18 protein-coding genes are annotated in these 23,800 nt (G+C 67.4%); 11 read left to right on the forward strand and 7 right to left on the reverse strand.

The features are described from left to right. Nucleotides 1-53 precede the first annotated feature (53 nt). Nucleotides 54-275, reverse strand: coding sequence for a DUF7455 domain-containing protein (locus tag J2S97_RS16465; protein ID WP_307051026.1), 222 nt, complete (start codon nucleotides 273-275; stop codon nucleotides 54-56). 222 nt (nucleotides 276-497) lie between these two features. Here J2S97_RS16465 and J2S97_RS16470 point away from each other — a divergent pair, with 222 nt between their 5' ends. Next, the gene (locus tag J2S97_RS16470) at nucleotides 498-2,606 is read left to right on the forward strand and encodes a DNA gyrase/topoisomerase IV subunit B (RefSeq protein WP_307051027.1); all 2,109 of its coding nucleotides are present in this window, start codon (nucleotides 498-500) and stop codon (nucleotides 2,604-2,606) included. 72 nt (nucleotides 2,607-2,678) lie between these two features. Here the strand turns inward: J2S97_RS16470 and J2S97_RS16475 are convergent, their stop codons facing one another. After that, nucleotides 2,679-3,695 (reverse strand): M56 family metallopeptidase, encoded by a 1,017-nt coding sequence (locus tag J2S97_RS16475; RefSeq protein ID WP_307051028.1) that lies wholly within the window; start codon nucleotides 3,693-3,695, stop codon nucleotides 2,679-2,681. Nucleotides 3,696-3,701: 6 nt separating this feature from the next. After that, nucleotides 3,702-4,088 carry a BlaI/MecI/CopY family transcriptional regulator gene (locus J2S97_RS16480; protein ID WP_307051029.1) on the reverse strand — a complete coding sequence of 129 codons (387 nt, stop codon included), beginning with the start codon at nucleotides 4,086-4,088 and terminating at the stop codon, nucleotides 3,702-3,704. A gap of 274 nt (nucleotides 4,089-4,362) precedes the next feature. On the opposite strand from J2S97_RS16480, the gene J2S97_RS16485 reads away from it, so the two are divergent. From J2S97_RS16485 to J2S97_RS16500, 4 genes are read left to right on the forward strand one after another with little or no spacing between them, the layout of a single operon-like run. Then, nucleotides 4,363-5,964 carry a cytochrome ubiquinol oxidase subunit I gene (locus J2S97_RS16485; protein WP_307051030.1) on the forward strand — a complete coding sequence of 534 codons (1,602 nt, stop codon included), beginning with the start codon at nucleotides 4,363-4,365 and terminating at the stop codon, nucleotides 5,962-5,964. Nucleotides 5,965-5,984: 20 nt separating this feature from the next. Next, entirely contained in the window at nucleotides 5,985-7,034 is a 1,050-nt protein-coding gene (gene cydB / locus J2S97_RS16490; RefSeq protein WP_307051031.1) for a cytochrome d ubiquinol oxidase subunit II, read from the forward strand. A gap of 6 nt (nucleotides 7,035-7,040) precedes the next feature. Next, nucleotides 7,041-10,748: a thiol reductant ABC exporter subunit CydD gene (cydD, locus tag J2S97_RS16495; protein WP_307051032.1), complete on the forward strand. Its 3,708-nt coding sequence runs from the start codon at nucleotides 7,041-7,043 to the stop codon at nucleotides 10,746-10,748. 9 nt (nucleotides 10,749-10,757) lie between these two features. Beyond that, nucleotides 10,758-11,807: a GNAT family N-acetyltransferase gene (locus J2S97_RS16500; protein WP_307051033.1), complete on the forward strand. Its 1,050-nt coding sequence runs from the start codon at nucleotides 10,758-10,760 to the stop codon at nucleotides 11,805-11,807. Nucleotides 11,808-11,851: 44 nt separating this feature from the next. Here the strand turns inward: J2S97_RS16500 and J2S97_RS16505 are convergent, their stop codons facing one another. Both J2S97_RS16505 and J2S97_RS16510 read right to left on the reverse strand, forming a co-directional pair. Further along, on the reverse strand, nucleotides 11,852-12,370 hold the full coding sequence (locus tag J2S97_RS16505) for a DinB family protein (protein ID WP_307051034.1): 519 nt from the start codon (nucleotides 12,368-12,370) through the stop codon (nucleotides 11,852-11,854). A gap of 9 nt (nucleotides 12,371-12,379) precedes the next feature. Beyond that, a complete protein-coding gene (locus J2S97_RS16510) occupies nucleotides 12,380-14,881 on the reverse strand; it encodes a DNA gyrase/topoisomerase IV subunit A (RefSeq protein ID WP_307051035.1) in 2,502 nt (833 codons plus the stop codon). Between the two features lie 54 nt (nucleotides 14,882-14,935). Here J2S97_RS16510 and J2S97_RS16515 point away from each other — a divergent pair, with 54 nt between their 5' ends. The 4 genes from J2S97_RS16515 (at nucleotide 14,936) to J2S97_RS16530 (ending at nucleotide 20,451) form a co-directional block, all read left to right on the forward strand. Then, complete coding sequence (locus J2S97_RS16515) at nucleotides 14,936-17,626, forward strand: bifunctional acetate--CoA ligase family protein/GNAT family N-acetyltransferase (protein WP_307051036.1); 2,691 nt, start codon at nucleotides 14,936-14,938, stop codon at nucleotides 17,624-17,626. A gap of 129 nt (nucleotides 17,627-17,755) precedes the next feature. Next, a complete protein-coding gene (locus J2S97_RS16520; RefSeq protein WP_307051037.1) occupies nucleotides 17,756-18,496 on the forward strand; it encodes a DUF5998 family protein in 741 nt (246 codons plus the stop codon). Between the two features lies 1 nt (nucleotide 18,497). Further along, nucleotides 18,498-19,736, forward strand: coding sequence for an alkaline phosphatase family protein (locus J2S97_RS16525; RefSeq protein ID WP_307051038.1), 1,239 nt, complete (start codon nucleotides 18,498-18,500; stop codon nucleotides 19,734-19,736). Next, entirely contained in the window at nucleotides 19,729-20,451 is a 723-nt protein-coding gene (locus tag J2S97_RS16530) for a thymidine kinase (RefSeq protein ID WP_307051039.1), read from the forward strand. The genes J2S97_RS16525 and J2S97_RS16530 overlap by 8 nt, the downstream gene beginning before the upstream one ends. 40 nt (nucleotides 20,452-20,491) lie before the next feature. Here the strand turns inward: J2S97_RS16530 and sepH are convergent, their stop codons facing one another. Next, the gene (gene sepH, locus J2S97_RS16535; RefSeq protein ID WP_307051040.1) at nucleotides 20,492-21,940 is read right to left on the reverse strand and encodes a septation protein SepH; all 1,449 of its coding nucleotides are present in this window, start codon (nucleotides 21,938-21,940) and stop codon (nucleotides 20,492-20,494) included. 344 nt (nucleotides 21,941-22,284) lie between these two features. On the opposite strand from sepH, the gene J2S97_RS16540 reads away from it, so the two are divergent. Next, nucleotides 22,285-22,584, forward strand: coding sequence for a DUF4193 domain-containing protein (locus J2S97_RS16540; RefSeq protein ID WP_307051041.1), 300 nt, complete (start codon nucleotides 22,285-22,287; stop codon nucleotides 22,582-22,584). A 42-nt stretch (nucleotides 22,585-22,626) separates the two neighbouring features. Here the strand turns inward: J2S97_RS16540 and J2S97_RS16545 are convergent, their stop codons facing one another. Continuing rightward, nucleotides 22,627-23,115 (reverse strand): DUF3093 domain-containing protein, encoded by a 489-nt coding sequence (locus J2S97_RS16545; RefSeq protein ID WP_307051042.1) that lies wholly within the window; start codon nucleotides 23,113-23,115, stop codon nucleotides 22,627-22,629. A 106-nt stretch (nucleotides 23,116-23,221) separates the two neighbouring features. Here J2S97_RS16545 and dut point away from each other — a divergent pair, with 106 nt between their 5' ends. Next, complete coding sequence (gene dut, locus J2S97_RS16550) at nucleotides 23,222-23,752, forward strand: dUTP diphosphatase (protein ID WP_307051043.1); 531 nt, start codon at nucleotides 23,222-23,224, stop codon at nucleotides 23,750-23,752. The last annotated feature ends 48 nt before the right edge of the window (nucleotides 23,753-23,800 follow it).

The following is a 23,800-nucleotide window of genomic DNA, read 5'->3' on the forward strand; positions in this document are numbered from 1 at the left end:
CATGCAAACAGGGCCCCTCCAAGCGGAGGAGCCCTGTTGGATAAGGGAGCTGGCTAGTCCACGGAAACCGGCGGCTTCTCGTGAAGACGGCCCGTCTCGTCGTGCCAGCCGGAGCTAAGCGGTTTGAGCGTCGCTTCGACTGCCCGCGCGTGGTGGCCGCAGAAGAGCAGCTCCCCGCCGGAGGACTCGAGAACAACCCGGACATATGCCTGTGCTCCGCAACGATCGCACCGGTCCAGTGCGTTGAGTGTGCGGTCCGCAACTGCTGTTGTCATATCGGCCTCCTTAGTAGATCTGTATATCTATATAACCAGCATTCGTAGCAAAACCATGACAAGGATGGATCACTTTCGCTGTCCGCGTATCACCGTTCCGTAACGGGTGCGGCCGGATGATGCCCCTGCTGTGTTGGCTGGCAGGTGTAGCGCTGCAGGCCGACTAACCTAGGAAGAGCGTCAAAAGCCTTAGCGTTCCGTCACTGAAGGAGTTCACAACCCGTGGCACCAAGTTCTGATTACACCGCCCGGCACCTGTCTGTACTGGAGGGCCTGGAGGCCGTCCGCAAGCGCCCGGGCATGTACATCGGTTCCACCGACTCCCGCGGCCTGATGCACTGCCTCTGGGAGATCATCGACAACTCCGTCGACGAGGCCCTGGCCGGTTACGGCCACGACATCAAGATCATCCTGCACGCCGACAACTCCGTGGAGATCCACGACGACGGCCGCGGCATCCCCGTTGACGTCGAGCCCAAGACCGGACTATCCGGCGTCGAGGTCGTCTTCACCAAACTGCACGCAGGCGGAAAATTCGGCGGCGGTTCCTACACGGCGTCCGGCGGCCTGCACGGTGTCGGCGCTTCAGTGGTCAACGCGCTCTCCTCGCGGCTGGACGTGGAAGTGGACCGCGGCGGGAAGACGTACAAGATGTCCTTCCGGCGCGGCGAGCCCGGAAGGTTCAAAGACCCGGGGACCAAGTCCGATCCGGCTGCGACATTCGAACCGTTCGTTGAGGACTCCGTCCTTGACATCGTGGGCAAGGCCAAACGCGGCGTCACCGGAACCCGGATCCGCTACTGGGCGGACCGCCAGATTTTCACCCCGGACGCCAAATTCTCCTACGACGAACTGGCTTCACGGGCCCGGCAGACCTCTTTCCTCGTGCCGGGGCTGAAGCTCACCGTCCGCGATGAGCGCAAGCTTCCCGGTACGCCCGGCGAACTCGGCGGCCACGAAGAAATCTTCCACCACGACGGCGGGATCTCCGAGTTCGTGGACTACCTCGCGGCTGACCCCGCAGTCACGGACACGTGGCGGCTGCACGGCTCCGGCAAGTTCAAGGAAACCGTTCCGGTGCTGGACGAGCGGGGCCACAGCCAGTTGGCCGAAGTGGAGCGCGACTGCGAAGTGGACGTGGCCCTCCGCTGGGGCATCGGCTACGACAGCACCGTGCGCAGCTTCGTCAACATCATCTCCACTCCCAAGGGCGGAACACACCAGTCCGGCTTTGAGCAGGCCCTGGTCAAGACCTTCCGCAAGGCCGTCGAAACCAACGCCCGCAAGCTCAAGGCCGGCAACGACAAAATCGAAAAGGATGACATCTTCGCGGGGCTCACAGCCGTGCTGACGGTGCGCCTGGCCGAGCCGCAGTTCGAAGGACAGACCAAGGAGATCCTTGGCACGTCCGCGGTCCGGGCCATCGTGGCTCGCGTGGTGGAGAAGGAGATCAACGCCAAGCTGAACTCCGCCAACCGCAATGACAAGGCCCAGTCGGCACTGCTGCTTGAAAAGATCGTCAGCGAGATGAAGTCCCGCATTTCGGCGCGGGTGCACAAGGAGACACAGCGCAGGAAGAACGCGCTGGAGACGTCCTCCATGCCCACTAAACTCGCCGACTGCCGCACCGACGACGTGGCCCGCTCCGAACTGTTCATCGTGGAGGGCGATTCGGCGCTGGGCACCGCCAAGCTCGCGCGCTCCTCGGATTTCCAGGCACTGCTGCCGATCCGCGGAAAGATCCTCAATGTCCAGAAGGCCTCGGTGGGGGACATGCTGTCCAACGCCGAATGCGCGGCGCTCATCCAGGTGGTGGGCGCGGGGTCCGGCCGCAGCTTCGACATCGCCGCGGCACGCTACGGCAAAGTGATCCTCATGACGGATGCCGACGTCGACGGCGCGCACATCCGCACGCTGCTGCTCACGCTCTTCTTCCGCTACATGCGCCCCATGATCGATGAGGGCCGCGTGTTCGCCGCCGTGCCTCCGCTGCACCGCGTGGAGGTCATCAACGCGGGCCAGAAGGCCAACGAAATGATCTACACCTACTCCGAGGCCGAACTCCACGTCCTCCTGGCCCGGCTGGCCAAGGAGGGCAAGCGATACAAGGAGCCCATCCAGCGCTACAAGGGCCTCGGCGAGATGGACGCCGAGCAGCTGGCTGAGACCACCATGGACCCGCGTCACCGGACGCTGCGCAAGGTGGGCATCGAAAACGCCAAGCACGCAGAGGAAACCTTCGACCTCCTGATGGGTTCCGACGTCGCACCGCGCAAGGACTTCATCATCGCGGGCGCGGCGAGCCTGGACCGGGAGCGGATCGACGCCTGAGGCGCCGCCCCCCTGGCGCCCCGACGGGCACCGGGCGGCACCCGGCTGTCCGGCACCCGGCCGCAAAGCTTGCTAGCCGAGCAGCCCCGGGACAATCAGGAGGGCGGTGGGCACGGCCAGCAGCAGCAGGCAACCGGCCAGGACCAGGGCCCGCAGCGACGCCGAAAGAGGTTCCTTGGGGGACAGGAGCCGGCTGACCCTCGACGCCGTGGTCCGGGCCGAACCCGCGCCGCCGGACGCGCCTGAGACGCCGTCCGCTAGCCCGTCTGCGGCAAGTCCGTCTGCCACCAAGGGAAGCTGCCCGCCGTCGAACACCGCGCGACTGCCCGCCACCCCGGACGGTCCGCTGGCAACAATGGCAATGGCCTTGATCAGCGTGGCCTTGCTTTCCGTCTTCAGGGCGACGTCATCGGCCAGCATCTCGATGAGTGAGCTGACCGCTTCCTGTGCGAGGCGCGTCGTCGGAAGCCAGGGGAGGGCCTGCCGCCAGGCCGCGAAAGCCCACAGCAGGAGGTGGTGGCGCTGGCTCAAATGGGCGTTTTCGTGGATGAGGACAGCCCGCAGTTCCGCCGGCTCCAGGGCGGCCATCAGCCCGTCGCTCAGTACCGTTACTGACCGTGCCCCGCCGGGCAGGCAATAGGCCACGGGGGAATCATGGTTGATGACCACCGTGCCCGGCCCGTCATTCGACGGTGACGCCAGGAGGGCCAGGAGTTCCCGGTGGCGCCTGCGCTGCCGTTCGATCCGGTAGTAGGTCAGCAGCAGGGTAAAAACGAGGTGCGCGGTCAGGAGCGCCGCGGCGGACAGCGCGAAAAGGTGCCAGAACCCCAGCGCTGTGGTGGGGGCGTTGAACAGGACCATCCCGGCCAGTCCGCGGAGTCCGGCCAGCAGGTTGTCGCCGATCGGTTCGAGTCCGTAGACCAGCATGGCGCCGATCATGGACAGGCCGCCGGCGAGGGCGATTGCCTGCCACAGCAGCATTGCCGTGAACGGTGACCGTGCCGGCCACTGTGCACGCGAAAGGAGGATAGGCACCGGCCACGCCAGGACTATCGCCAGGACCGCCAGAAAATATGAGGTCCAGAACATGCGCTGTTAGCTGTGGCCAAGCAGTTTGCGCAGCGTTTCGGCTTCACTTTCGGTGACGGAGCCAATAAAGCGGGCGAGCACGGCTTCGCGGTCAGGCGCAGAGCCCAGCACTTCATGCATGAGTTCCGCTGTGTGGTCCGCCCGGCTGGACACCGCTTGGTACCGGTGCGGGCGGGTGCCGCGTTCGCGTTCCACGAGCCCCTTCTTCTCCAGGCGTGAAAGCACGGTCAGGACGGTGGTCACCGCGAGGTCCTTGCCCTCGTGGCCGGCCGTGTCGCCCTGGGCCTGCGTGCTCAGCGCCAGGAGGTCCCTGAGCGTGTTGGCGGTGGCCGCTTCCTGGCCTGCCCAGAGCAAGTCCATCACTGCCCGTTCCAGTTCACCAAGACTTGCCATGCCGTACATCCTTCTTAAAGTTCCGATCCGCGCGACCGGAACGGCCGTCGCGGAACGTTGATCGAATTCTTAAGTTCTAAATTTACCTCTTTTTTGACTTTCTTTCTACATGAGGTAGAACAGTCGGCGCGTCGCGCCCTTGCCTCCGGCTCCGGCCGGTGGAACTGTTGTTTACACTGCACGCCGAAAGTGTTCTACACTCTGTAGAAGTTGATGTTCTACATTGCGTAGAAGACTTGGACTGTTGAGAGCCTAGCCAAAAGTAGGGACTGCCTTGGACGCTTTGGAAATCGCACGCTGGCAATTCGGAATCACCACTGTCTACCACTTCATGATGGTGCCCCTGACCATCGGGCTGGGCCTCGTGGTGGCAGTCATCCAGACAGTCTGGTACCGCACCGGCAAGCCGGAATACCTGCGCATGACCAAGTTCTGGGGGAAACTGTTCCTGATCAACTTCATCATGGGCGTCGCCACCGGCATTGTGCAGGAGTTCCAGTTCGGAATGGCCTGGAGCGAGTACAGCCGCTTCGTCGGCGACGTGTTCGGGGCGCCGCTGGCGCTCGAGGCACTCCTGGCCTTCTTCGTGGAGTCCACGTTCCTGGGCCTGTGGATCTTCGGCTGGAAACAGCTGAAGCAGGGCGTCCACCTGGCCTGCCTCTGGATTGCCGTGATCGGCTCCGTGTTCTCCGCCTACTTCATCATCGTGGCCAACAGCTGGATGCAGCATCCCGTCGGTGTGGAAATGATCAACGGGCGGCCGGTGATGACCGATGCCTGGGCCGTATTCACCAACAACACCGCCCTCGTGGCTGTGCCGCACACCCTCTTCGGCGCCCTGGCAGTAGCCGGCGGCTTCCTGCTGGGCATTGCCTGGTACCACCTGTGGCGCCGCCGTCATGACGGCATCGACACCGTGGGACCCGACGGCAAGGTCATTCCCGGCGAGGCGGACATCCCCGGCCGGGACAAGGCCGACTACAAAGTCTGGATCGCCTCGCTCAGGATCGGCGCCGTCGTCGCCATGATTTCCTTCGCCGGCACCGCACTGACCGGCGACCTGCAGGGCAAACTCATGTTCGAACAGCAGCCCATGAAGATGGCGGCCGCGGAGGCAGCGTGCCACGACGGCACCGGCTTCTCCGTCCTCAGCGTCGGCAACGTCGGGTCGAAGAACTGCGACGACATCGTGGCGGTCATCGAAGTGCCCGGGATACTGTCCTTCCTCGCCAAGGGCGACTTCACCACTGAAGTGAAGGGTGTCAACAGCCTGCTGGACCAGTACAAGGCCGACTACGGTACCCACCTCCCGGACAACCCGATCTACGGCGACCGTGCCGGACAGGAAATCGAGTACGTTCCGGTCATGGAAGTGACCTACTGGGGCTTCCGGATGATGATCGGCTTCGGCGGCCTCGCGGCCCTCGCGGCCCTCGTGGCACTCTGGGCAACACGCAAGGGCACCGTACCGGCGTCCCGCGGCCTGATGCGGCTCGCCGTCGTCGGCATCATGGCCCCGTTCGGCGCCAACGCCGCAGGCTGGATCTTCACCGAAATGGGCCGCCAGCCGTTCGTCGTGGCGCCCAACCCGGACCCCAGCGGCATCGACCAGGTGTTTATGTTCACCGCTGCCGCAGTCTCGCCCGGTGTCTCCGCAGGAGAACTGCTCACGTCCCTGGTGGTGCTGACAGGGGTGTATGCCGTGCTGCTGGTGGTCGAGGTCCGGCTGCTGGTGAAATACATCCGCGGAGGCGTGGTTTCCGCCATGCCGGAACTGGCCCACGCCCCGGTTGATGAAAACGAAGACGCCACACCGGGTCCGGACGGCACCGGCAAACCCGGCGACGCCGACGACGTCCTGGCTTTCGCCTACTAAGAGCAGAGGAAATTCGACACATGGAACTGCTGCCCACCATCTGGTTCATCGCCATCGCGGTGTTGTGGACGGGATACCTTTTCCTCGAAGGCTTCGACCTCGGCGTCGGCATGCTGATGAAGCTTTTTGCCCGCAACAACACCGAACGCCGCGTCCTGCTCAACACCATCGGTCCCGTCTGGGACGGCAACGAGGTCTGGCTGCTGACCGCAGGCGGCGCCACGTTCGCTGCCTTCCCGCTCTGGTATGCCTCGCTGTTCTCCGCCCTGTACCTTCCCTTGCTGCTGGTCCTCGTGGCGCTTATCTTCCGCGCCGTGGCCTTCGAATACCGCGGCAAAGTGGATACGGACCGCTGGCGGGCGGTGTGGGACTGGGCCATTGCAGCCGGCTCCCTGGTGGCCGCCTTCGGCGTCGGAGCAGCGCTTGCCCTGACCACCACAGGGCTTCCGCTCAACGCCAACGGTGACCGGGAGGGCGGGCCGTTTGCCTGGTTCAGCGGTTACGCCGTCCTGGGCGGATTCGCCGTCGTGTGCTTCTCGCTGCTGCATGCGCTGGCGTTCCTTGCGCTGAAAACCGACGGCGACGTCCGGCACCGTGCCCGCCGCTGGTTTGTCCGGCTCCTGCCCGTGCTGGTGCTCCCCATCGCCGGCTGGGCCATCAGCGTCCAACTCCTGAGCGGCGAGGCCTGGACCATGGCGGCCGTAGCCGCGGCTGTTGTGGCAGCGGCCTTCGCCTGGCACTTCGGCCGGAACGGACTGGAGGGGAGGGCCTTCCTGTCCCTCGGAGTGTTCCTGCTCCTTGGCAGCGCCTCGATCTTCGGTGCGGCCTTCCCGGTGGTGCTTCCCTCCACCATCAACGCGGACTTCAACCTGACGATTTCCAATGCCTCATCCTCCGACTACACCCTGGGCCTCATGACCATCGTTGCCTGCGTGGGACTGCCGCTGGTCCTGGCTTACCAGGCGTGGACCTACTGGGTGTTCCGCCGCCGCGTTAGCGCAGCACACATTCCGGAAGCCCACAGCTTCCTGCCTGCCATTGCCGCCAGGGCACTGGCCCCCAAGGACTAGGACCACATGAGACCCCAGTTCCCTGCCGGCCCCGCAAACCGGTTCGCGCTCTATTGGCTGGGCCTGCTTGCCGCCCTCAAGGCCCTGTCACTGGTCCTCATGGCACAGGCAGTGGCTTCCGTCCTGGCCGGGCTGGTCTCACAGAACCCCGCCTGGGCTGAGCAGCTGGGCTGGGGACTCGCCGGCGTGATGCTGCGGTCCCTGACCGTGTGGGCCCAGGGAGTGGCTTCACGGCGTGCGGCGCTCGGGGTCAAGGAGGAACTGCGCTCGGCGCTGCTGGAGCGCGCCCTGCGGAACGGCGCGCGTGCGGCCGGTCCGTCCGACGGCGGCCTGGCCATCCTGGCCACGAGGGGCCTGGATGCCCTGGACAGCTACTACACCCAGTTCCTGCCCGCCCTCGTGAACTGTGCCGCGATCCCGCTCCTGCTGGGGGCCCGCATCCTGTTCGCCGACTGGGTCAGCGCGGTGGTGATCGTCCTGACGGTGCCGCTGGTGCCGGTCTTTATGGTGCTGATTGGCCGCTATACAGAAGACCGGGTCCGGGCGGCGCAATCCGCCCTGGCCCGGCTCTCCGGCCACATGCTGGAACTGGCCAAGGGGCTTCCCGTGCTGGTGGGCCTCGGCCGTGCCACCGCCCAGCGCAAGGCACTCGAGGACATTTCGGAGCAATACCGGTCCCGGACCATGGACACGCTCCGGACGGCCTTCCTCTCGGCCCTCGCCCTTGAACTCATCGCGACGATCTCCGTTGCCGTGGTGGCCGTCTTCATCGGTGTGCGCCTGGTACACGGCGACATGGCGTTGGAAGCCGGGCTGCTCGCACTGATCCTTGCGCCCGACTGCTACCTGCCGCTGCGGGAACTGGGCACCGCCCACCACGCCAGCGACGACGGCCGCGCTGCCCTTGCCGAGGTCACCTCTGTTATGGACTCGCCGGAAGCCGTCACGCTGCAACGCCGGAACAGGCTGCAGCCGGGGGAGAGGGCGTCCGACGGCGGCGCGGACCTTCCGGCGGTGACCGTCCGTGAGCTGACGGTTGCCTACGGCGGTCGCCTGGATCCCGCCGTCGGGCCGCTCAGCTTCGATGCGCCCGCCGGGCGGATCACTGCCCTCGACGGTGCCAGCGGCGCCGGCAAGAGCACCATCCTCGGCGTCCTTGCCGGCATCGTGGGCACGGGCGGCGGTACGGCCGTCAGCGGTCGTGTTGCAGGATTTACGCCGGCGGACGTCGCCTGGGTGCCGCAGCATCCCGTCATGGTTGAGGCAACCGTTTTGGCCGAGGTGCGGCTGTACCTGGAGGGTGCCGGGGCGGGCGCTCGCAAGGGTGCCTCCGAAACAGGTGCCTCCGAAACAGGTGCCTCCGAAGCCGGCGGCACCGTTGCCGCTGATACCGCGCAGCGCTGCCTCGAGGCGGCCGGAGCCGGGCATCTGGCCGGGAAGCATCCTGCCGAGCTGAGCCCGGGGGAGCTCCGCCGGGTTGCCCTGGCGCGGGGCCTGGCCCGGATCGAAGCCGGGGCCACCCTGCTGCTGCTGGACGAGCCCACCGCACACCTGGACCGCGATTCCGCCAACGTGGTCACCAGCGCCATCCAAAGGCTGCGGGGCCGCGCCACGGTCCTGCTGGTGGCCCACGACCGGCTCACCCGGGAACTCGCGGACCATGTGGTGCCGGTGGCTGGGACCGCTACGGCCGGGCCAACTGCCGACCACACGGCTCGCACCGGGCACGCCCCGGTTCTCCCTGCTGCGGGCCCGGTTGTTCAGGCAACGGACGCGGCGGCCATGCCGTCCCCGCTCGTCGCGGCAGCTGCGGAGCATCCCGTGGAAGCGGGCCGGCCCGCCGGGACTCCCGCTCCCGCCCGCACCCAGGCACCCGGACCGGCACTCAGCCCGGGGGAGCGCGGCAGCGTCGTGCCGGCACCCGCCGACGGCAATACCCCGGCCCGGATCTTCCGGCTGCTACGGCCGGAGTCCCTCAAATTCGGTTCCGCCGGCGTGGTGGGTGTGCTGGCCGCGCTGTTCGCGGTGGCGCTGGCAGGACTGTCCGGCTGGCTGATCATCCGGGCCAGCGGGCAGCCGCCCATTCTCTACCTCCTCACGGCAATCGTGGGCGTGCGGTTCTTCGGTATCGGCAGGGCCGTCCTGCGCTACACCGAGCGGCTCCTGCTGCACGACGCCGTCTTCGCCTCGCTGACCCGGCTGCGCGGCCGGTTGTGGGATTCGCTGAGCCGGCGGGCGCTGTCGCTGCGCCGGCTCCTGCAGGGCGGTGACGTGCTGGGAACCGTCATTGACGACGTCGACACGGTGCGGGACCTGCTTCCCCGGGTGGTTCTGCCGCCGGTCACCGCAGTGGCGGCGGGCGCATGCGCGGTGTCGGCCACCGGCCTGCTCCTGCCCGCAGCGCTGCCGGCTGTCATCGCAGCGGCGCTGGTGTCCCTGATAGCCGCGCCGGCGGCGGCCCTGCTGGCAGACAGGATGTCCGCGCAGGCCGAGCAACGGCTTCGTTCGGGGGTCCTGCGCGACGTCGCTGCGGCGCTGGATGCACGGGCCGAACTGCACGCCAACGGTGTGGCGGCGCCGGTGCTGTCTGCCATCGGCGACGCCGATAAAGCTGCAACGGCGGCCTCGCAGCGGTCGGCGTGGGCGGAGGGACTGGGCCAGGCGCTCACCGTTCTCGCCTGCGGTGCCGCTGCCCTTGCCAGCGCCGCTTTGGCCGGACCGCAGGTGCTGGGCGGTTCCGTTGACGCTGCCACGGCCGCCGTCGTGGTCCTGCTGCAGCTGGCGCTCGTCGAACCGTACGCGGCCATGACGACGGCGGTCCGCCAGTACCCTGCGCTCCGCCTGGTCCTGGGCAGGGTCAGCGAAGCCGGTGTCCTGGACGCCGCCGGGGCCCCGGGTGCTGCCAGAACCGATTCCGATGCCGGGCGCTCCGATGCCGAGGACTCCGGCGGACTCGAGCCAGTGGCACAACGGCCCGATGCGCGGCCCGGCATAGAACTAGAGGCGTTGTCCGCCGCCTGGCCCGCCGGGCCGGAGGTCTTCACGGGCGTGTCGGCGACGGCTGAACCCGGCCGCTGGCTGGCCGTGACCGGAGCCTCGGGTTCCGGGAAATCCACCCTGCTGGCCGTGATGCTCGGATTCCTGCCGCCGCGATCCGGGCGTCTGGCCGTCAGCGGACGCGCGGCGTGGTGCCCCCAGGAAGCGCACCTGTTTGATTCCACCATCCGCGGCAACCTCATGCTCGGCCGGCCCGAAGGCAAGGCCGGCGACGCCGAACAGGAAATGGCCGACTCTCTGTCCGCCGTCGGACTGGAACCGTTGCTTCGCCGGCTGGCGGACGGCGCCGACACGCGGATCGGGCCGGCCGGCGCGTTCCTGAGCGGCGGGGAACGCCAGCGGCTCGCGGTTGCGCGGACGCTCATGACCGGGGCCGACGTGATCCTGCTGGACGAGCCCACCGCGCACCTTGACGCCGAGGCGGGCAGGGCCATGCTTGCTGACCTTCGCGAGGGCCTGAGCGGGCGGACCGTGGTACTCGTGACGCACAATCCTGACGACATCGACGCGGGGGACCGTCGGCTGGACCTCGATGCGGGTACCAGTACAGTGGCCGGAGCAGACGGCGCCGGCGGGCTTCCCCGTTTCAGTGATGACCACGGCGCGCCGGCCACCGCAACCGGGCCGGTTCTGGCGCGGGGCGGGACCGGCGGTTAGCCTGTTGGCATGCTGAACGACGACGCGCTGGCGCCTGGATCCTGGCGGAAATCCCTTGCTGGCCTGGGCCTGGACTGGCGTGCCGCGGCGGAGCCTGACGTGGAGGAGTGGGCTGCCCTGATCGCCCGGACGGCCGAGGTGGAAAAGCCGGTCTGGTTTGAGCGTGCCGCGGACCTTGAACAGATCCTCCAGTCGAAGAAGAACCCTCCGGCAGCCAACACCCTCCTGGTGCTGGACAGCCAATCCGTTCCCCGCGCCTATGCCCGCATGACCAAGAACAAGGAGGGCGACAAAGCCTACGGCTTCGGCTGCGTCGACCCCGCCTGGCAGCGCCAGGGGATCGGTATGGCGCTCATTGGCTGGCTCAGCGAGCGGACCGTCCAGCGCTTCGGGGAAGACAACGGTCCTGGGAGCGACCGGCCTGATGCCGGGCGGCCCGTGCCGCGTCTGCGCATCCACATGGAGCAGCAGCACGAGCACCAGCAGCAGCTGCTCCGCAAGGGCGGGTTCCGGGTGGTGCGCTTCTTCAACGAGATGCACCGCCAGCTGGACGGCCTCCCCCTTCCCGAAGTGCGGCTGGCCGACGGGCTGGACCTCGTGACCATGCGCCCGGAGCTCAGCGAGGACGTCCGGCTGGCCCACAATGCCTCATTCCGTGACCATTGGGGAAGCGAACCCCGGGATGAGGAGTCCTGGGGATTCACGGTCAATGATCCGCAGGCTAGGCCGGACCTGAGCGCCGTGGTCCTGGACCGCAGCTCCGGACTCGTTGCGGGCTACCAGCTGGCCACCCACGATCCGGACAGTGCGCTGTCCCGGGGCTACAGCGAGGGATACACGGACCTGCTGGGAGTGCGCCCTGAGTATCGCGGCCGCGGCATCGCCCAGGCCCTGCTCGCCGATGCCATGCGGCGCTTCGTGGCTGCAGGCCTGGACCGGGCGTCCCTGGACGTTGATTCAGAGAATCCCACCGGCGCGCTCGCGCTGTACGAAAAGATGGGCTACGCCGCCGTCAACAGAAGCCTGGCCTGGGACAAGGAACTGCCGCCGCGCAGCTGACCGCCGCGGCTGACCGCCGCGGGCGCAGCCGCCAGTTCCCCAGCTCAGGCGTCGACGTCGTGCAGGTGGTGGACGACGTCGTGCAGGAAGTACTGCGCGAGGGTCATGACCGTGAACTCCGAACCGTTGCTGCGGAGGCCTTTCCGGCCCCACTCGTCCTCGTGCACGCCGGCGAAGGACTCCGCGATCTGTTCGCCCTCGGCCGTCAGTTCGGCGCTCACGACGGCGGGGTCGGCGTTGGCGTAGTCCTTCTCCACCGCCGTTTTGTCCTGGTCCCAGTCCTCGAACCGGGCGTTGTCCTCGCTGAGCATGAGGTTCAGCCGGAGGTCGAAGAGGCTGAAAACGTCCCGGACGTGCGACGCGTACTCCAGCACGGACCACGTGGCGTCGTCCGGCCGTTCGGCCACGTCCGGCCGGCGAAGGGCCGCCCGCCAGCGGGGAAGCATGTTGGACACGCTCCCGGGAACCGTGGCCGGAGTGACTGTCGACGCGTCGAAGCCGCATTCGGGGCAGGGCCGGGTCAGCACCCAGGTCCAGTCCTTTTCGTCGGGGATGATAGGCATGCCCGTAGTCTAAGCCCCGGTCAGGCTGGGCCCAATGGCGTCCACTGCCTGTGACAGCGGGATGCCGGAGCCGTCCCGGCGGCCATGCTCCTGCGGAAGCGACCGCGCTACCCCTGCCAGTGACGAGGCCTTGGCCGGGCCGTGTCCCGCCCAGGCGATCAGGAGCGTGTCTTCGCCCTTGAGGAAGCGGTGTGCCCGTACGCCCGCCGTCGCCCGGCCCTTGGCCGGATACTCGGCGAACGCCGTGACTTTTCCGGCGCCGGGAGCGGTGCCCGGCAGGGCGCCGTCGGTTCCGGAAACCGTCACCACGACGGCGTCGTCGTCGCCTGGCGCGACGGTTCCGAAGAACAGGACCTGGTCCCCGGCGGCGAGCTTGATGCCGGCCATGCCGCCGGCAGTGCGGCCCTGCGGCCGGACGCTGCCGGCGCTGAAACGCAGCAGCTGGGCCTGCCGGGTGAGGAACACAAGGTCGACGTCGTCGGCCCCGGCCGGTTCAACACCCACCACGGTGTCCTTGTCCTTGAGGGCAATGACTTCCCAGTCCTCGCGGTTCAGGGGGTAGTCGGGCTGAACGCGCTTGACGATGCCCTGGGCCGTGCCGATTGCCAGGACCGTATCCAGCGGCGCGAAGGCAACGAGCGTCTCGCCCTTCAGGAGCGTGATGAAGTCCTTGGCGGGCACGCCGCCGGTCAGGTTGGGAAGCCCGGACATCGGGGGCAGGACGGGCATGTCCATGACCTGCAGGCGCAGCATCCGGCCGAGGGACGTGACGGCGGCGATTTCGCCGCGCGCGGAGGTTTTCACCACGGACCGGAAGACGTCGTGCTTTGACCGGGGTCCGGTCTCGGTGAGGGGCTCCTGGTTGGAGGTCCGGGCTATCTGTCCGCTGGCGGTAAGGATGGCCCAGCAGGGGTCATCGGCGATCTCCAGCGCGAGCGGCGCCGCCTTGCCCTTGCCTCCCGGTGCAGCTGCCAGGGCGGCGGCCACCGTGGGGGAGACCGCTTCGGACTCGAGCAGGACCGTCCGGCGGGGCGTGCCGTACTTTTCGGCGATTTCGGCCAGTTCGTCGGAGACCAGTTCGCGCAGGCGCTGGTCCGAACCCAGGATGGCTTCCAGTTCGGCGATCTCGCGCTTCAGCTGGTCCTGCTCTTTTTCGAGTTCGATCCGGGAATACTTGGTCAGCTGCCGCAGGCGCAGTTCCAGGATGTAGTTCGCCTGGATTTCCGTGAGGTCGTAGATGGACATCAGGCGTTCGCGGGCGGCGGACACCTCGTCCGAGGACCGGATGATCTGGATGACCTCGTCGATGTCCACGATGGCGATCAGGAGCCCCTCCACCAGGTGGAGGCGGTCCTTCTTCTTTTCCAGCCGGAACGAGGTGCGGCGCCGCACCACGTTGATGCGGTGGTCGACGTAGACGGACAGCAGCTGCACCAGGCCCAGCGTCTGCGGCTGGCCGTCCACCAGCGTGACGTTGTTGATGCCGAAGGAATCTTCCATCGGCGAGAAGCGGTAGAGCTGCTGGAGCACGGCGTTCGGGTTGAAGCCGTTCTTCAGCTCGATGACCAGGCGGAGTCCATGCTTGCGGTCCGTGAGGTCCACAATGTCGCTGATGCCCGTCAGCTTCTTGCCGTTGACGGCGTCCTTGATCTTCTCGATCACCTTTTCCGGGCCCACCATGTACGGAAGTTCGGTAACTACCAGGCCCGTGCGGCGGGCGGACAGCTGCTCCACCTCCACCTTGGCGCGGGTCTTGAACGAGCCGCGGCCGGTGGCATACGCGTCGCGGATGCCGTCCAGGCCCACGATCCGTCCGCCTGTGGGCAGGTCGGGGCCGGGGACGAACCGCATGAGGTCCTCGAGGGTGGCCTCCGGGTTGGCGATCAGGTGCCTGGCCGCGGAGATGACCTCCACCAGGTTGTGGGGGGCCATGTTGGTGGCCATGCCGACGGCGATGCCGGTGGCACCGTTGACCAGCAGGTTGGGGAACGCGGCGGGGAGCACGTCCGGCTGGGTCAACTGGTTGTCGTAGTTGGGGACGAAGTCCACCACGTCCTCGTCCAGGTGGTCCGTCAGCGTCAGGGCAGCCGCCGCCAGGCGGGCCTCCGTGTACCGCGGGGCCGCCGGGCCGTCGTCGAGCGAGCCGAAGTTGCCGTGGCCGTCGATCAGCGGCAGCCGCAGCGAAAAGTCCTGTGCCATGCGGACCATGGCGTCGTAGATCGCGGTATCGCCGTGCGGGTGCAGCTTGCCCATGACCTCGCCCACCACGCGGGCGCTTTTCACGTGGCCGCGGTCCGGACGAAGGCCCATTTCGCTCATCATGTAGAGGATGCGCCGCTGCACCGGTTTCAGGCCGTCGCGGGCGTCCGGGAGGGCCCGTGAATAGATGACCGAATATGCGTACTCGAGGAACGAGCCTTCCATTTCCGACGTGACGTCGATATCAACGATGTTCTCGGTGTAGTCCTGGACGGCGTCCCCTGCCGGGGCGGAACTTTGGCGGCGGGCCATGGGGCTGGTGGATCCTTAACGGTTTACTGGGGGAGTTTTAGCTAGGCTAAGCCTATGGTGGATCAGCCCGGGGACGGCGTATATCCGGAATATTGGGAAGCCGATGTCGTTCTGCGGGACGGCGGGACGGCTCATTTGCGCCCCATCCACCCCGCGGATGCCGACGCCGTGCAGGCCTTCCACACCGGCCAGTCGCAGAAGTCCATCTACATGCGGTTCTTCGCCTTCAAGGCGCGGCTCTCCAGCAAGGAGCTGAAGCGCTTCACGGAAGTGGACTACAAGGACCGGGTGGCGCTGGTGATCACCATCGGCGGGGAAATCCTGGGCATCGGCCGCTACGACCGGCTGGCCGATCCCGAAGAAGCCGAGGTTGCCTTCAATATAGCCGACGCCCACCAGGGCCGCGGCATCGGGTCCATCCTGCTGGAACACCTGGCCGCCGCTGCCCGCGAAAACGGCATCCGCAAATTCAGCGCCGAAGTGCTGCCGGAGAACCGCAAGATGCTGATGGTCTTCTCCGACGCCGGATACGACGTCAAACGGCACTTCGACGACGGCGTGGTGAGCCTGGAATTCAACATCGACCCGACGGAAAAGTCCCGGGCCGTGATGGAGGCGCGCGAGCACCGTGCGGAGGCGCGCAGCATCCAGGAGCTGCTGGCGCCCTCGTCGGTCGCCGTGATCGGTGCCAGCCGCAAATGGGGCACGGTGGGATACCAGCTGCTCGAACACATCATTGAAGGCGGCTTCACCGGCCCCGTCTATGCCATCAATCCCGAAGCCCTCGAACTCGCCGGGATGCTGTCCTTCGCCCGGCTCGCCGAAGTGCCCGACGCCGTCCGGCTGGCCATCATCGCCGTTCCCTACGAGGAAGTGCCCAAGGTGGTGGCGGACTGCGCAGCGGCGGGCGTCAAGGGCGTAGTCGTCGCCACAGCGGGGTACGCCGACGACGGCGGGCGCGGGCTGGCGCGGCAGCGCGAGCTGGTCCGCCAGGCCCGGTCCAACGGGATGCGCGTGATCGGCCCGGCGTCCCTCGGCATCGTCAACACCAATCCGGCGGTGTCTTTGAACGCGTCCATGGCACCGAGCCTGCCGCGCCGCGGCGGCCTGGGCTTGTTCAGCCAGTCCGCGGCCATCGGGGTGTCCCTCTACGCTGCCTCCAGCCGTCGCCGGCTGGGCCTTTCCACTTTTCTCTCCGCCGGCAACCGCGCGGACGTCTCCGGCAACGACATGATGCAGTACTGGGAAGACGACGTCGACACTGCCGCGGTGGGGCTCTACCTCGAATCCATCGGCAACCCGCGTAAGTTCTCCCGCCTGGCACGGCGGCTGGCCCGCACCAAGCCCGTCATTGTGGCGAAGTCGGACGCCATGGGGCTGCAGCTGCCGCCCGGGCACGCGGTGCGCACCACCCAGGCGCCCTCCGGCGCCCTCGATGCCATGATGCGCCAGTCCGGTGTCATCCGGGTGGAAACCATTGAACAGCTCATGGACGTCGCCCAGATCGTCTCCGGCCAGCCTCTCCCTGCCGGTGCGGACATTGCCGTGTTCAGCAACTCCCGGGCACTCGGCAAGGTGGTGGCGGACTCCGCCGCCGCGAACGGGCTGGGTGTTGAACGGATCGTCACCGACGTGGACCTCGACGCCGGCATGTCCCTCGCGCTGCCGGCCCTCCGCGACAGCCTGGCCCGGACCCTCGCGTCCGACTCAGTCCACGCCGTGGTGGTTGCACTGCTCCCCGCACGCGGCCTCACGGTCGAGAAAATCGCGGGTGTCCTGGCGGAGTGCTCGGCAGCGGCCGGGAAACCGGTGGTTGCCGCCTTCACGGGGATCCTGGACCCGTCCATTTATGTCGAGGGCATGGTTGGCGCAGAATCCGCCGCCGGTTCGGTGCCGTGCTACTCCAACCCGGGCGCCGCCGTTGCGGCGCTCGCCGCCGTCGTCAGGTACGCCGAGTGGGTGGACCGCGACAAGGGCCTGTTCGTGGAGCCTGAAGGCTGCGACCAGGAGAGTGTCCGGGCCGAACTGGAGGAACTGCTCCACGATGTCCCCGGTGAGCAGCTGGTGCAGCTGCCGCCGGCCACGGCGGCCACGCTGCTGGCGCATTACGGCATCCACGTGGTTCCCTCCGAAGGCTTCGAAACGCCCGACGAGGCCGTGGCGGCCGCGGACCGCCTGGGCTGGCCGGTGGTGCTCAAGACCATGGACCCCGCGCTGCGCCACAGGCTGGATCTTGGCGGCGTGCGGCTGGACATCCAGGACGCTGATTCACTGCGGCGGAACATCATCCAGATGCACCGTGCCCTGGCGCCGTACGGCTCGCCGTCCATGGAAGTCCAGACCATGGCACCGGTGGGGCAGGCCTGCACGTTCCGGGCCATTGAGGACCCGCTGCTGGGCCCCGTGGTGTCCTTCGGGCTGGCCGGCGACGCCGTGAACCTGCTGGAGGACTGGTCCCACCGCGTTCCCCCGTTGTCCGGCGCCGATGTCCACGACTTCATCCGCGCGCCGCGGGCCGCCCGGAAACTGTTCGGCTACCAGGGGCTTCCGGCCGTGGATGTGGCGGCGCTCGAGGACCTTGCCGCGCGGCTGACCTGGCTGAAGGACAACCACCCCGAGATAGCGCTGGTTGAGTTCAACCCCGTGCTGGCCGGCCCCCGGGGCGCCTCGATCCTGTCCGCCGATGTCCGGATCGCGAACGCCGCCCAGCGGACGGACAGCGCCCGGAGGGCCATGCGGAGCTAGCGGACGGCAGCAACCGCGCCGCGGCGGCCCGCTGCATGCTGGTGGCCCGCTGCACACTGGCGCGCCCGCTTGGCCGGGCTGCCGGACACACAGTTAGCAAGTGCCCAGCCGATCTGTGAAAATAGGGTAATGACCCAGCCTCCCACGTCGAAGCCGCAAGCACCCCGCTCCGGGCACCAGGCCGTACACAGCCACAGCGCACATGACCACGGCGCCCAGGGCCAGAGCCTCGAGGGCGCGCTCCAGCAGGCAGGCTTCTACCCCCGGCTGGTCGCCGATGTTGTTGACGACGCCCTGGATGGCCGTGACTGCATGGCGCACCTTGTGCACCTGGAAACGCATTTCGACCGCGCCGAGGTCCGCCGCCACATCACCGTGCTGGTGCTGACGGACGACATGCTGGTCATTGCCCACGTTGACGACCAGCAGCTGGACGAGGCCGGGGAACAGATCGTCGCCCAGATCTCCACCGAGTCCGTTCCCGTGGCGCAGATCCGTTCCGTGGTGCTGAGCTACATGTACGCCCAGCCGCAGAACTACAAGCCGTCCGATCCCGTCCGCGAACTGACGCTCTCCATTGCCTGGTCCGGCGGCCAGCGGCTGGACATGGGCCCGGCCAGCTGCGGAGACCCGCAGTGCGAAGCGGACCACGGCTACAGCGGCACGATCGCCCAGGAAGACATTGTGCTGCGCATCAGCGCCGAAGCCGACGGCCTGCAGGCCGTGCAGGACGCCAAGCTGTTCGCCCGGGCGCTGCGCGCTGTCAACACCGGGTCGGCCGCGCCCGTGCCGCACAGCGGCCCCGTGGCGGCGCCACGTCCCCGCACCGGCGTTTTCGGAAACCGCCTCAGCCGCGGGCACCAGCGCTGAGATGACGCCCGATAACCACACAGAGCCGTCAGCCATAGCCGTCGCCGAAGGTACTCCGGCCCCTTCGCCGCTGCCTCCCGCGCCCGCTTTCGGCCAACGGTCCATCGCGGAAGTCCTCACCAGTGCGGCCGCCAGCCTCGGGATCGAGGGCTTCGAGAACCGGCTGAACCTGCCGGCAGCCAAGAGGGTGTGCGTTGTGCTCGCAGACGGCCTGGGCCGCAACCTGCTGAAACAGAAGTCGGCGCACACGCCCTTCCTTCGGTCCGTGATGCAGCAGGGCCAGGGAGCCGTTCCGGTGGCCCTGGACTCCGCTTTTCCGTCCACTACGGCCTCCTCCCTCGCCAGCTTCGGCACCGGGCTCCCGGCCGGTCAGCATGGCATGGTGGGCTACGACGTCCTGGACCCCGGGCAGGACAAAGTGGTCAACATGCTGGGCAACTGGGATGCCGGTGTGGACCCCCGTGAGTGGCAGCCGTTTCCCACTGTCTTCGAGCAGGCCTCCGCCCACGCGGACGTCAGCACCATCAGCCTTCCGCAATTCGGCGCGTCACCCATGACGCAGGCTGCGCTGCGGGGAGGCCGGTTCATCGCCGCCAGCACGCCGCACGCAAGGACTGCCGCGGCGGCTGAAGCCATGCTCGGGGCCGAAAGCTCCCTCATGTACTTTTACGTCAACGACCTGGACAAGGCCGGGCACCGCTACGGCTGCCAGTCGGCGCAGTGGGAACACCAGCTCGAAGAACTGGATGCGACCGTACGGCGCCTCAACGCAACCCTGCCGCCGGGGACCACGGTCCTGCTGACGGCAGACCACGGCATGCTGGACGTCCCGGCATCGCAGCGTTTCGACTACTCCGCAGAGCCGGCCCTCATCGAGGGCGTGCGGCATACGGCGGGGGAGCCCCGCATGGTGCACCTGTACCTTGAGCCCGGAGCCGGGGAGCAGCACCGCGCCCGGCTGATCGACGCGTGGCGCGCGAGGTTCGGCGACAGGATCTGGGCGTTCACCCGGGAAGAGGCTGTGTCCGCCGGGCTGTTCGGCGCGGTCAGGCCGGAGGTCAGCCCCCGGATCGGAGACGTTATGATCGCTGCCCGGGATGCCCTGGCGTTTTACGACACCCGACGGGTGCGTCCCACAGCCCTCGAGGTGGTGGGGCAGCACGGCTCACTGACCAAGGCGGAACGTGAGGTTCCACTGCTGTGTTTCCAGGCCCAGGGCAGAAAGGGAGCGCGTGGCTGAACTCGTCTTCTTCTCGGGCACCATGGACTGCGGAAAATCCACCCTCGCCCTGCAGATGGACCACAACCACCGGGCCCGGGGCCGCGGCGGTGTCCGCTTCAGCCGCAACGACCGTGCCGGCGGTGCACGGATCTCCAGCCGCCTCGGACTGGAGACCGATTGCGTGGAGGTCCTCGATACCACGGACTTCTGGGATGAGGTTATCGAGCGCCGGACCCGCGGCCTCCGGGTGGACTACCTCATCTGCGATGAGGCCCAGTTCTACTCGCCGTCGCAGGTGGAGCAGCTCGCCCGCGTTGTGGACGAGATCGACGTGGACGTGTTTGCGTTTGGCATCAGCGCGGACTTCCGCACCCGGTTGTTCCCTGGATCCCAGCGGCTCATCGAACTTGCTGACCGTGTCCAGGTCCTGCAGGTGGAAGCGCTCTGCTGGTGCGGACGGCGGGCCACCCACAATGCCCGCACGGTGGACGGTGTGATGGTGACCGAAGGCGCGCAAGTAGTGGTGGGCGACGTCGACATGGCCGGAGACCAGACGGCTGCCGGCGCGGCGGACCACACGCCCGTGGTGGGGTACGAAACGTTGTGCCGGCGGCACTTCATGCGGCGGGTCACGGCCCACGGGGCCAACGTCATGGCCCAGCAGGACCAGTTGCTGCCGTTCGAGGTGGACGCTTGCCTGTGGCGCGGCTCAGGGGAAACCCGCCGCAGCTGACCGGCTGTTCCTGCCGCGGGCAGTTCAGCCGCGGGGCGGTTCAGTCGCCGCGTGCTCCGAAGACAATTTCATCCCAGCTTGGCACGCTGGAGCGCTTGGGCTTCGACGGCTGACGTTCGGGCGGCTCAACCTCCCGGTCGCTCCTGGTGTCATTCCTGGTACCGGCAAGTGCGTCGTCCCGGCTTCGCTTGGGGCTCCCACCGCCAAGCAGCTCATCCAGGCCCACGTTCGGAGCGGCTTCGCGGTTCCAGCCGGATTGGCGGACTGGAGCCGATTCCGGGACGGGTGCGGGTTCAGGTCCGGTGACCTCTTCCCGGTCCGGGGCGGCCTCGGGTGCCGCCGCGATGCTGCCGGCTTCCGCCGCGGGTGCCTCGTCCGGATCCGTGACCGGGTGCAGCGGGGATGCCACAATCGTGATTTCGCGGGTTTCCGTGCTGACGCCGTCGTGAAGTTTCAGCCGGTCGTCGTCATCGTCGGAGTGCCGCGGTGCAAGGCTCAGGCGGGAAAGCATGGAGACGCGGCCCTCGCGTTTCCGGGTGAACGAATCTCCCTTGGCGGCCGGCGCATCGGCCTCTTCGCCGCTGTGCGCGTCGGTCCCGCTGTCGTCGGCCCCGGGCTCAGCCACCACTTCCGAGGGCCGGGGGTGGGCCGCAGGAACACCGTTGGTGAGCAGCGTTGCCAGTGCGTCGTCGCCGTCTTCGTCCACACCCAGCCGCTGGCCGCGGCGCGAGCGCAGCATGTCGAGCAGGCCGTCAGAATCCTTGCCGGATTGTCCCGCCGCCGTCCGGGCGGCAGCCGCCTCGGCATCTGTTTCGAAGTCAAAAGGGCGGTCGGAAACTGCGGACAGGCGGCGGGCCGGCACCGGACCGTCCAGCGGCTCCAGTTCGCTCAGCTGCTGGGCCCAGCGGTTGGCGTTATGCAAGGACTTCCGGGCGGGACTGAAGGTCCACATGGCCGGAGGTTCCTCGCCGATGCTGGCGTGGCCGCCCGGTTTGGCCTCGAAGCGGGCAACCACGGTCCAGGTTCCGTCCGGGCGCCGCCAGGAATCCCACTCCACGGTTGAGGATTCGATGCCATGGGCCGTCAGCCGGTGGGAAACCATGTCGCCGAGGGTGGCCGGGTTGTCTCCGAAAGCGGAGCGGTAGACGTCGTGGCCGGGAGCGGGTGAAGCCACTTCGATCTTCCGGGCCTGCTGGGCCACGTATTCACGTTCGGCGAGTACCGGGCCTTCGTAGCGCTGGACCTTGGCCAGTGGAATACCTGAGAGTTCTGAAACCTCGGTAGCCGTGGCACCGCTTCTGATGCGCGCCTGAATATCCCGTGGGGACATCGCGATGGGCGCAACTGTAGCGGCACTCCGCGCCGGAGAGCGGCTGGCCGCGAGCCGGAGAGCTTCGTCGATCGGCAGCTGGAACATCTCGCCGCCGGTGCCGCTCAACAGGAGATGCTCTCCGTCGTCGTGGACGCCTACAAGCCGTAGATCCCGCATACAATCCTCCACCCTGGCATTACTGACATTCGAAACTCTGCCATCCGGCAGCCGTTTTTCCGGGGAGGGGAGAGGGCGCGCCGCGATATTCCGCGACTTTCCGGGCAGTCCGGCGCCTCCGGTTGCCTTCCGACTTGCTCCAGACGGGAATCAACCGGAAAAACTCTCGCTTTCGCAGTCCGCATAGGGAAAAATGGGCGCCTAAGTCGGGCACAAAACCGGGCAATCCAGCGTTTACATCGGTGAACCGGACCAGGGGTCAGCCACAAGGGTGCAGTTGCCCGGAGGCGCAGTCGCCGGGACCGGCGATCCAACCGAACAAAGCGGAGTGTGAGCAGAAACTAATGGCGACAGATTATGATGCGCCGCGGAAAACAGAAGAGGACCTGAGCGAAGATTCCATTGAGGAATTGAAGACCCGGCGTTCGGACAAGCCAACGGCTGTGGTGGATGTTGACGAAACGGACCTGGCCGAAGGCTATGAACTCCCGGGTGCTGACCTGTCCGGCGAGGAACTCCTGGTCCGCGTCATGCCGGCCCAGGCTGATGAATTCACCTGCTCGTCATGCTTCCTTGTCCGTCACCGCTCGCAGATCGCCCGCGAAAAGAACGGGTTGCTCTTCTGCAAGGACTGCGAAGGCTGACGGGGCCGGGAAGCTATCCGGAAGTGCCACGAGCCGGGCGCATCACGTGTTGGTGAGTGCCGCCGTCAGTTGTGCCGGCCGCCGCGTGGACGTGAGCCAGTACGGAGTGGGATCGGAAGGATCCGTGATTTCGATCCTGACCACCGGATCCACCCAGCCGCGGATGCAGAGATAGGCCAGTCCGTTCAGGCGGGGGCCGCGTTCGGCCGTGGCCTCCTTGCCGCTGAACTGCGTCACAGCTCCGATGTAGCGGCGCTCGATGGTGGCCCGCCCCACTTGGAGCGTGTCCGCGGTTACCGTGATCGACGGCGTGGACAGGATGAGCAGAACCGTAATGATGACGAACAGCACCACTGCGGCCGTAATGCCGGCCGCAATGCTGATCGGGGCGAACACCAGGATGCCGGCGCCGGAGAGTCCGGCCGCCACCAGCCAGATCCACAGATTGGGGTGGAGTTTCTCGCTGTAAAGAACGGTTGTTCCGCGGGGTGTGCTGTTGGGGGCAGGCACAGCTGCACTAGATTCCGGCATAGTCCCAGCTTTCCACCTTTTCCGGGGCATTTCACCTTGGCTTCGGCGCCGCCGCGGCGCCCGGCGGCTAGGCCCGGGGCCGCAACGGGCGTTAGAGTGAATGACTGTGACTGAAGAAACTGCAGCCGTGACTACTTTGCCGCCAAATTCCCTGGAAGGCGGCGCCGGCGCCTACGGATCGCCCACCCTGTCGGTCCAGTTGAAAATGCTCGACGCCGGCCTCGAAGCCCCCTCTTACGCCCACCCCGGCGATGCCGGAGCGGACCTCCGTGCGCGCGAGGACGTGGTCCTCGAACCGGGCGAACGCCGACTGGTACCCACCGGTGTCTCCATAGCCCTGCCGAACGGCTACGTCGCCCTCATCCACCCGCGCTCGGGGCTCGCCACCAAGCACGGACTGACAGTGGTCAACGCCCCGGGAACGGTCGACGCCGGATACCGCGGCGAGATCGCTGTGACCTTGCTGAACACGGACCGCGAGAAGGCCATTGAGCTGCGGCGCGGCGATAGAATTGCACAGATGGTCATTCAGCGCGTGGAATACGCGCAGTTTGTGGCCGTTGCGGAATTGAGCGACTCAGTCCGCGGTGACGGCGGCTTTGGTTCCACTGGCGGATTCGCAGCACTGCAGGCCTAGCCCCGGCGCTGCTGGCTTTGTCGGCGCTGCATGACTTACCGCGCTGCC

This window comes from Arthrobacter oryzae (assembly GCF_030812315.1).
In the GTDB taxonomy this organism is placed as follows: Bacteria; Actinomycetota; Actinomycetes; order Actinomycetales; family Micrococcaceae; genus Arthrobacter; species Arthrobacter oryzae_B.

Coding starts and splice junctions, on each gene's coding strand:
- J2S97_RS16465 (WP_307051026.1), bottom strand. CDS start 275: ATGACAACAGCAGTTGCGGACCGCACACTCAACGCACTGGACCGGTGC.
- J2S97_RS16475 (WP_307051028.1), bottom strand. CDS start 3,695: ATGTTCTGGACCTCATATTTTCTGGCGGTCCTGGCGATAGTCCTGGCG.
- J2S97_RS16480 (WP_307051029.1), bottom strand. CDS start 4,088: ATGGCAAGTCTTGGTGAACTGGAACGGGCAGTGATGGACTTGCTCTGG.
- cydB (WP_307051031.1), top strand. CDS start 5,985: ATGGAACTGCTGCCCACCATCTGGTTCATCGCCATCGCGGTGTTGTGG.
- cydD (WP_307051032.1), top strand. CDS start 7,041: ATGAGACCCCAGTTCCCTGCCGGCCCCGCAAACCGGTTCGCGCTCTAT.
- J2S97_RS16500 (WP_307051033.1), top strand. CDS start 10,758: ATGCTGAACGACGACGCGCTGGCGCCTGGATCCTGGCGGAAATCCCTT.
- J2S97_RS16505 (WP_307051034.1), bottom strand. CDS start 12,370: ATGCCTATCATCCCCGACGAAAAGGACTGGACCTGGGTGCTGACCCGG.
- J2S97_RS16510 (WP_307051035.1), bottom strand. CDS start 14,881: ATGGCCCGCCGCCAAAGTTCCGCCCCGGCAGGGGACGCCGTCCAGGAC.
- J2S97_RS16515 (WP_307051036.1), top strand. CDS start 14,936: ATGGTGGATCAGCCCGGGGACGGCGTATATCCGGAATATTGGGAAGCC.
- J2S97_RS16520 (WP_307051037.1), top strand. CDS start 17,756: ATGACCCAGCCTCCCACGTCGAAGCCGCAAGCACCCCGCTCCGGGCAC.
- J2S97_RS16525 (WP_307051038.1), top strand. CDS start 18,498: ATGACGCCCGATAACCACACAGAGCCGTCAGCCATAGCCGTCGCCGAA.
- sepH (WP_307051040.1), bottom strand. CDS start 21,940: ATGCGGGATCTACGGCTTGTAGGCGTCCACGACGACGGAGAGCATCTC.
- J2S97_RS16540 (WP_307051041.1), top strand. CDS start 22,285: ATGGCGACAGATTATGATGCGCCGCGGAAAACAGAAGAGGACCTGAGC.
- J2S97_RS16545 (WP_307051042.1), bottom strand. CDS start 23,115: ATGCCGGAATCTAGTGCAGCTGTGCCTGCCCCCAACAGCACACCCCGC.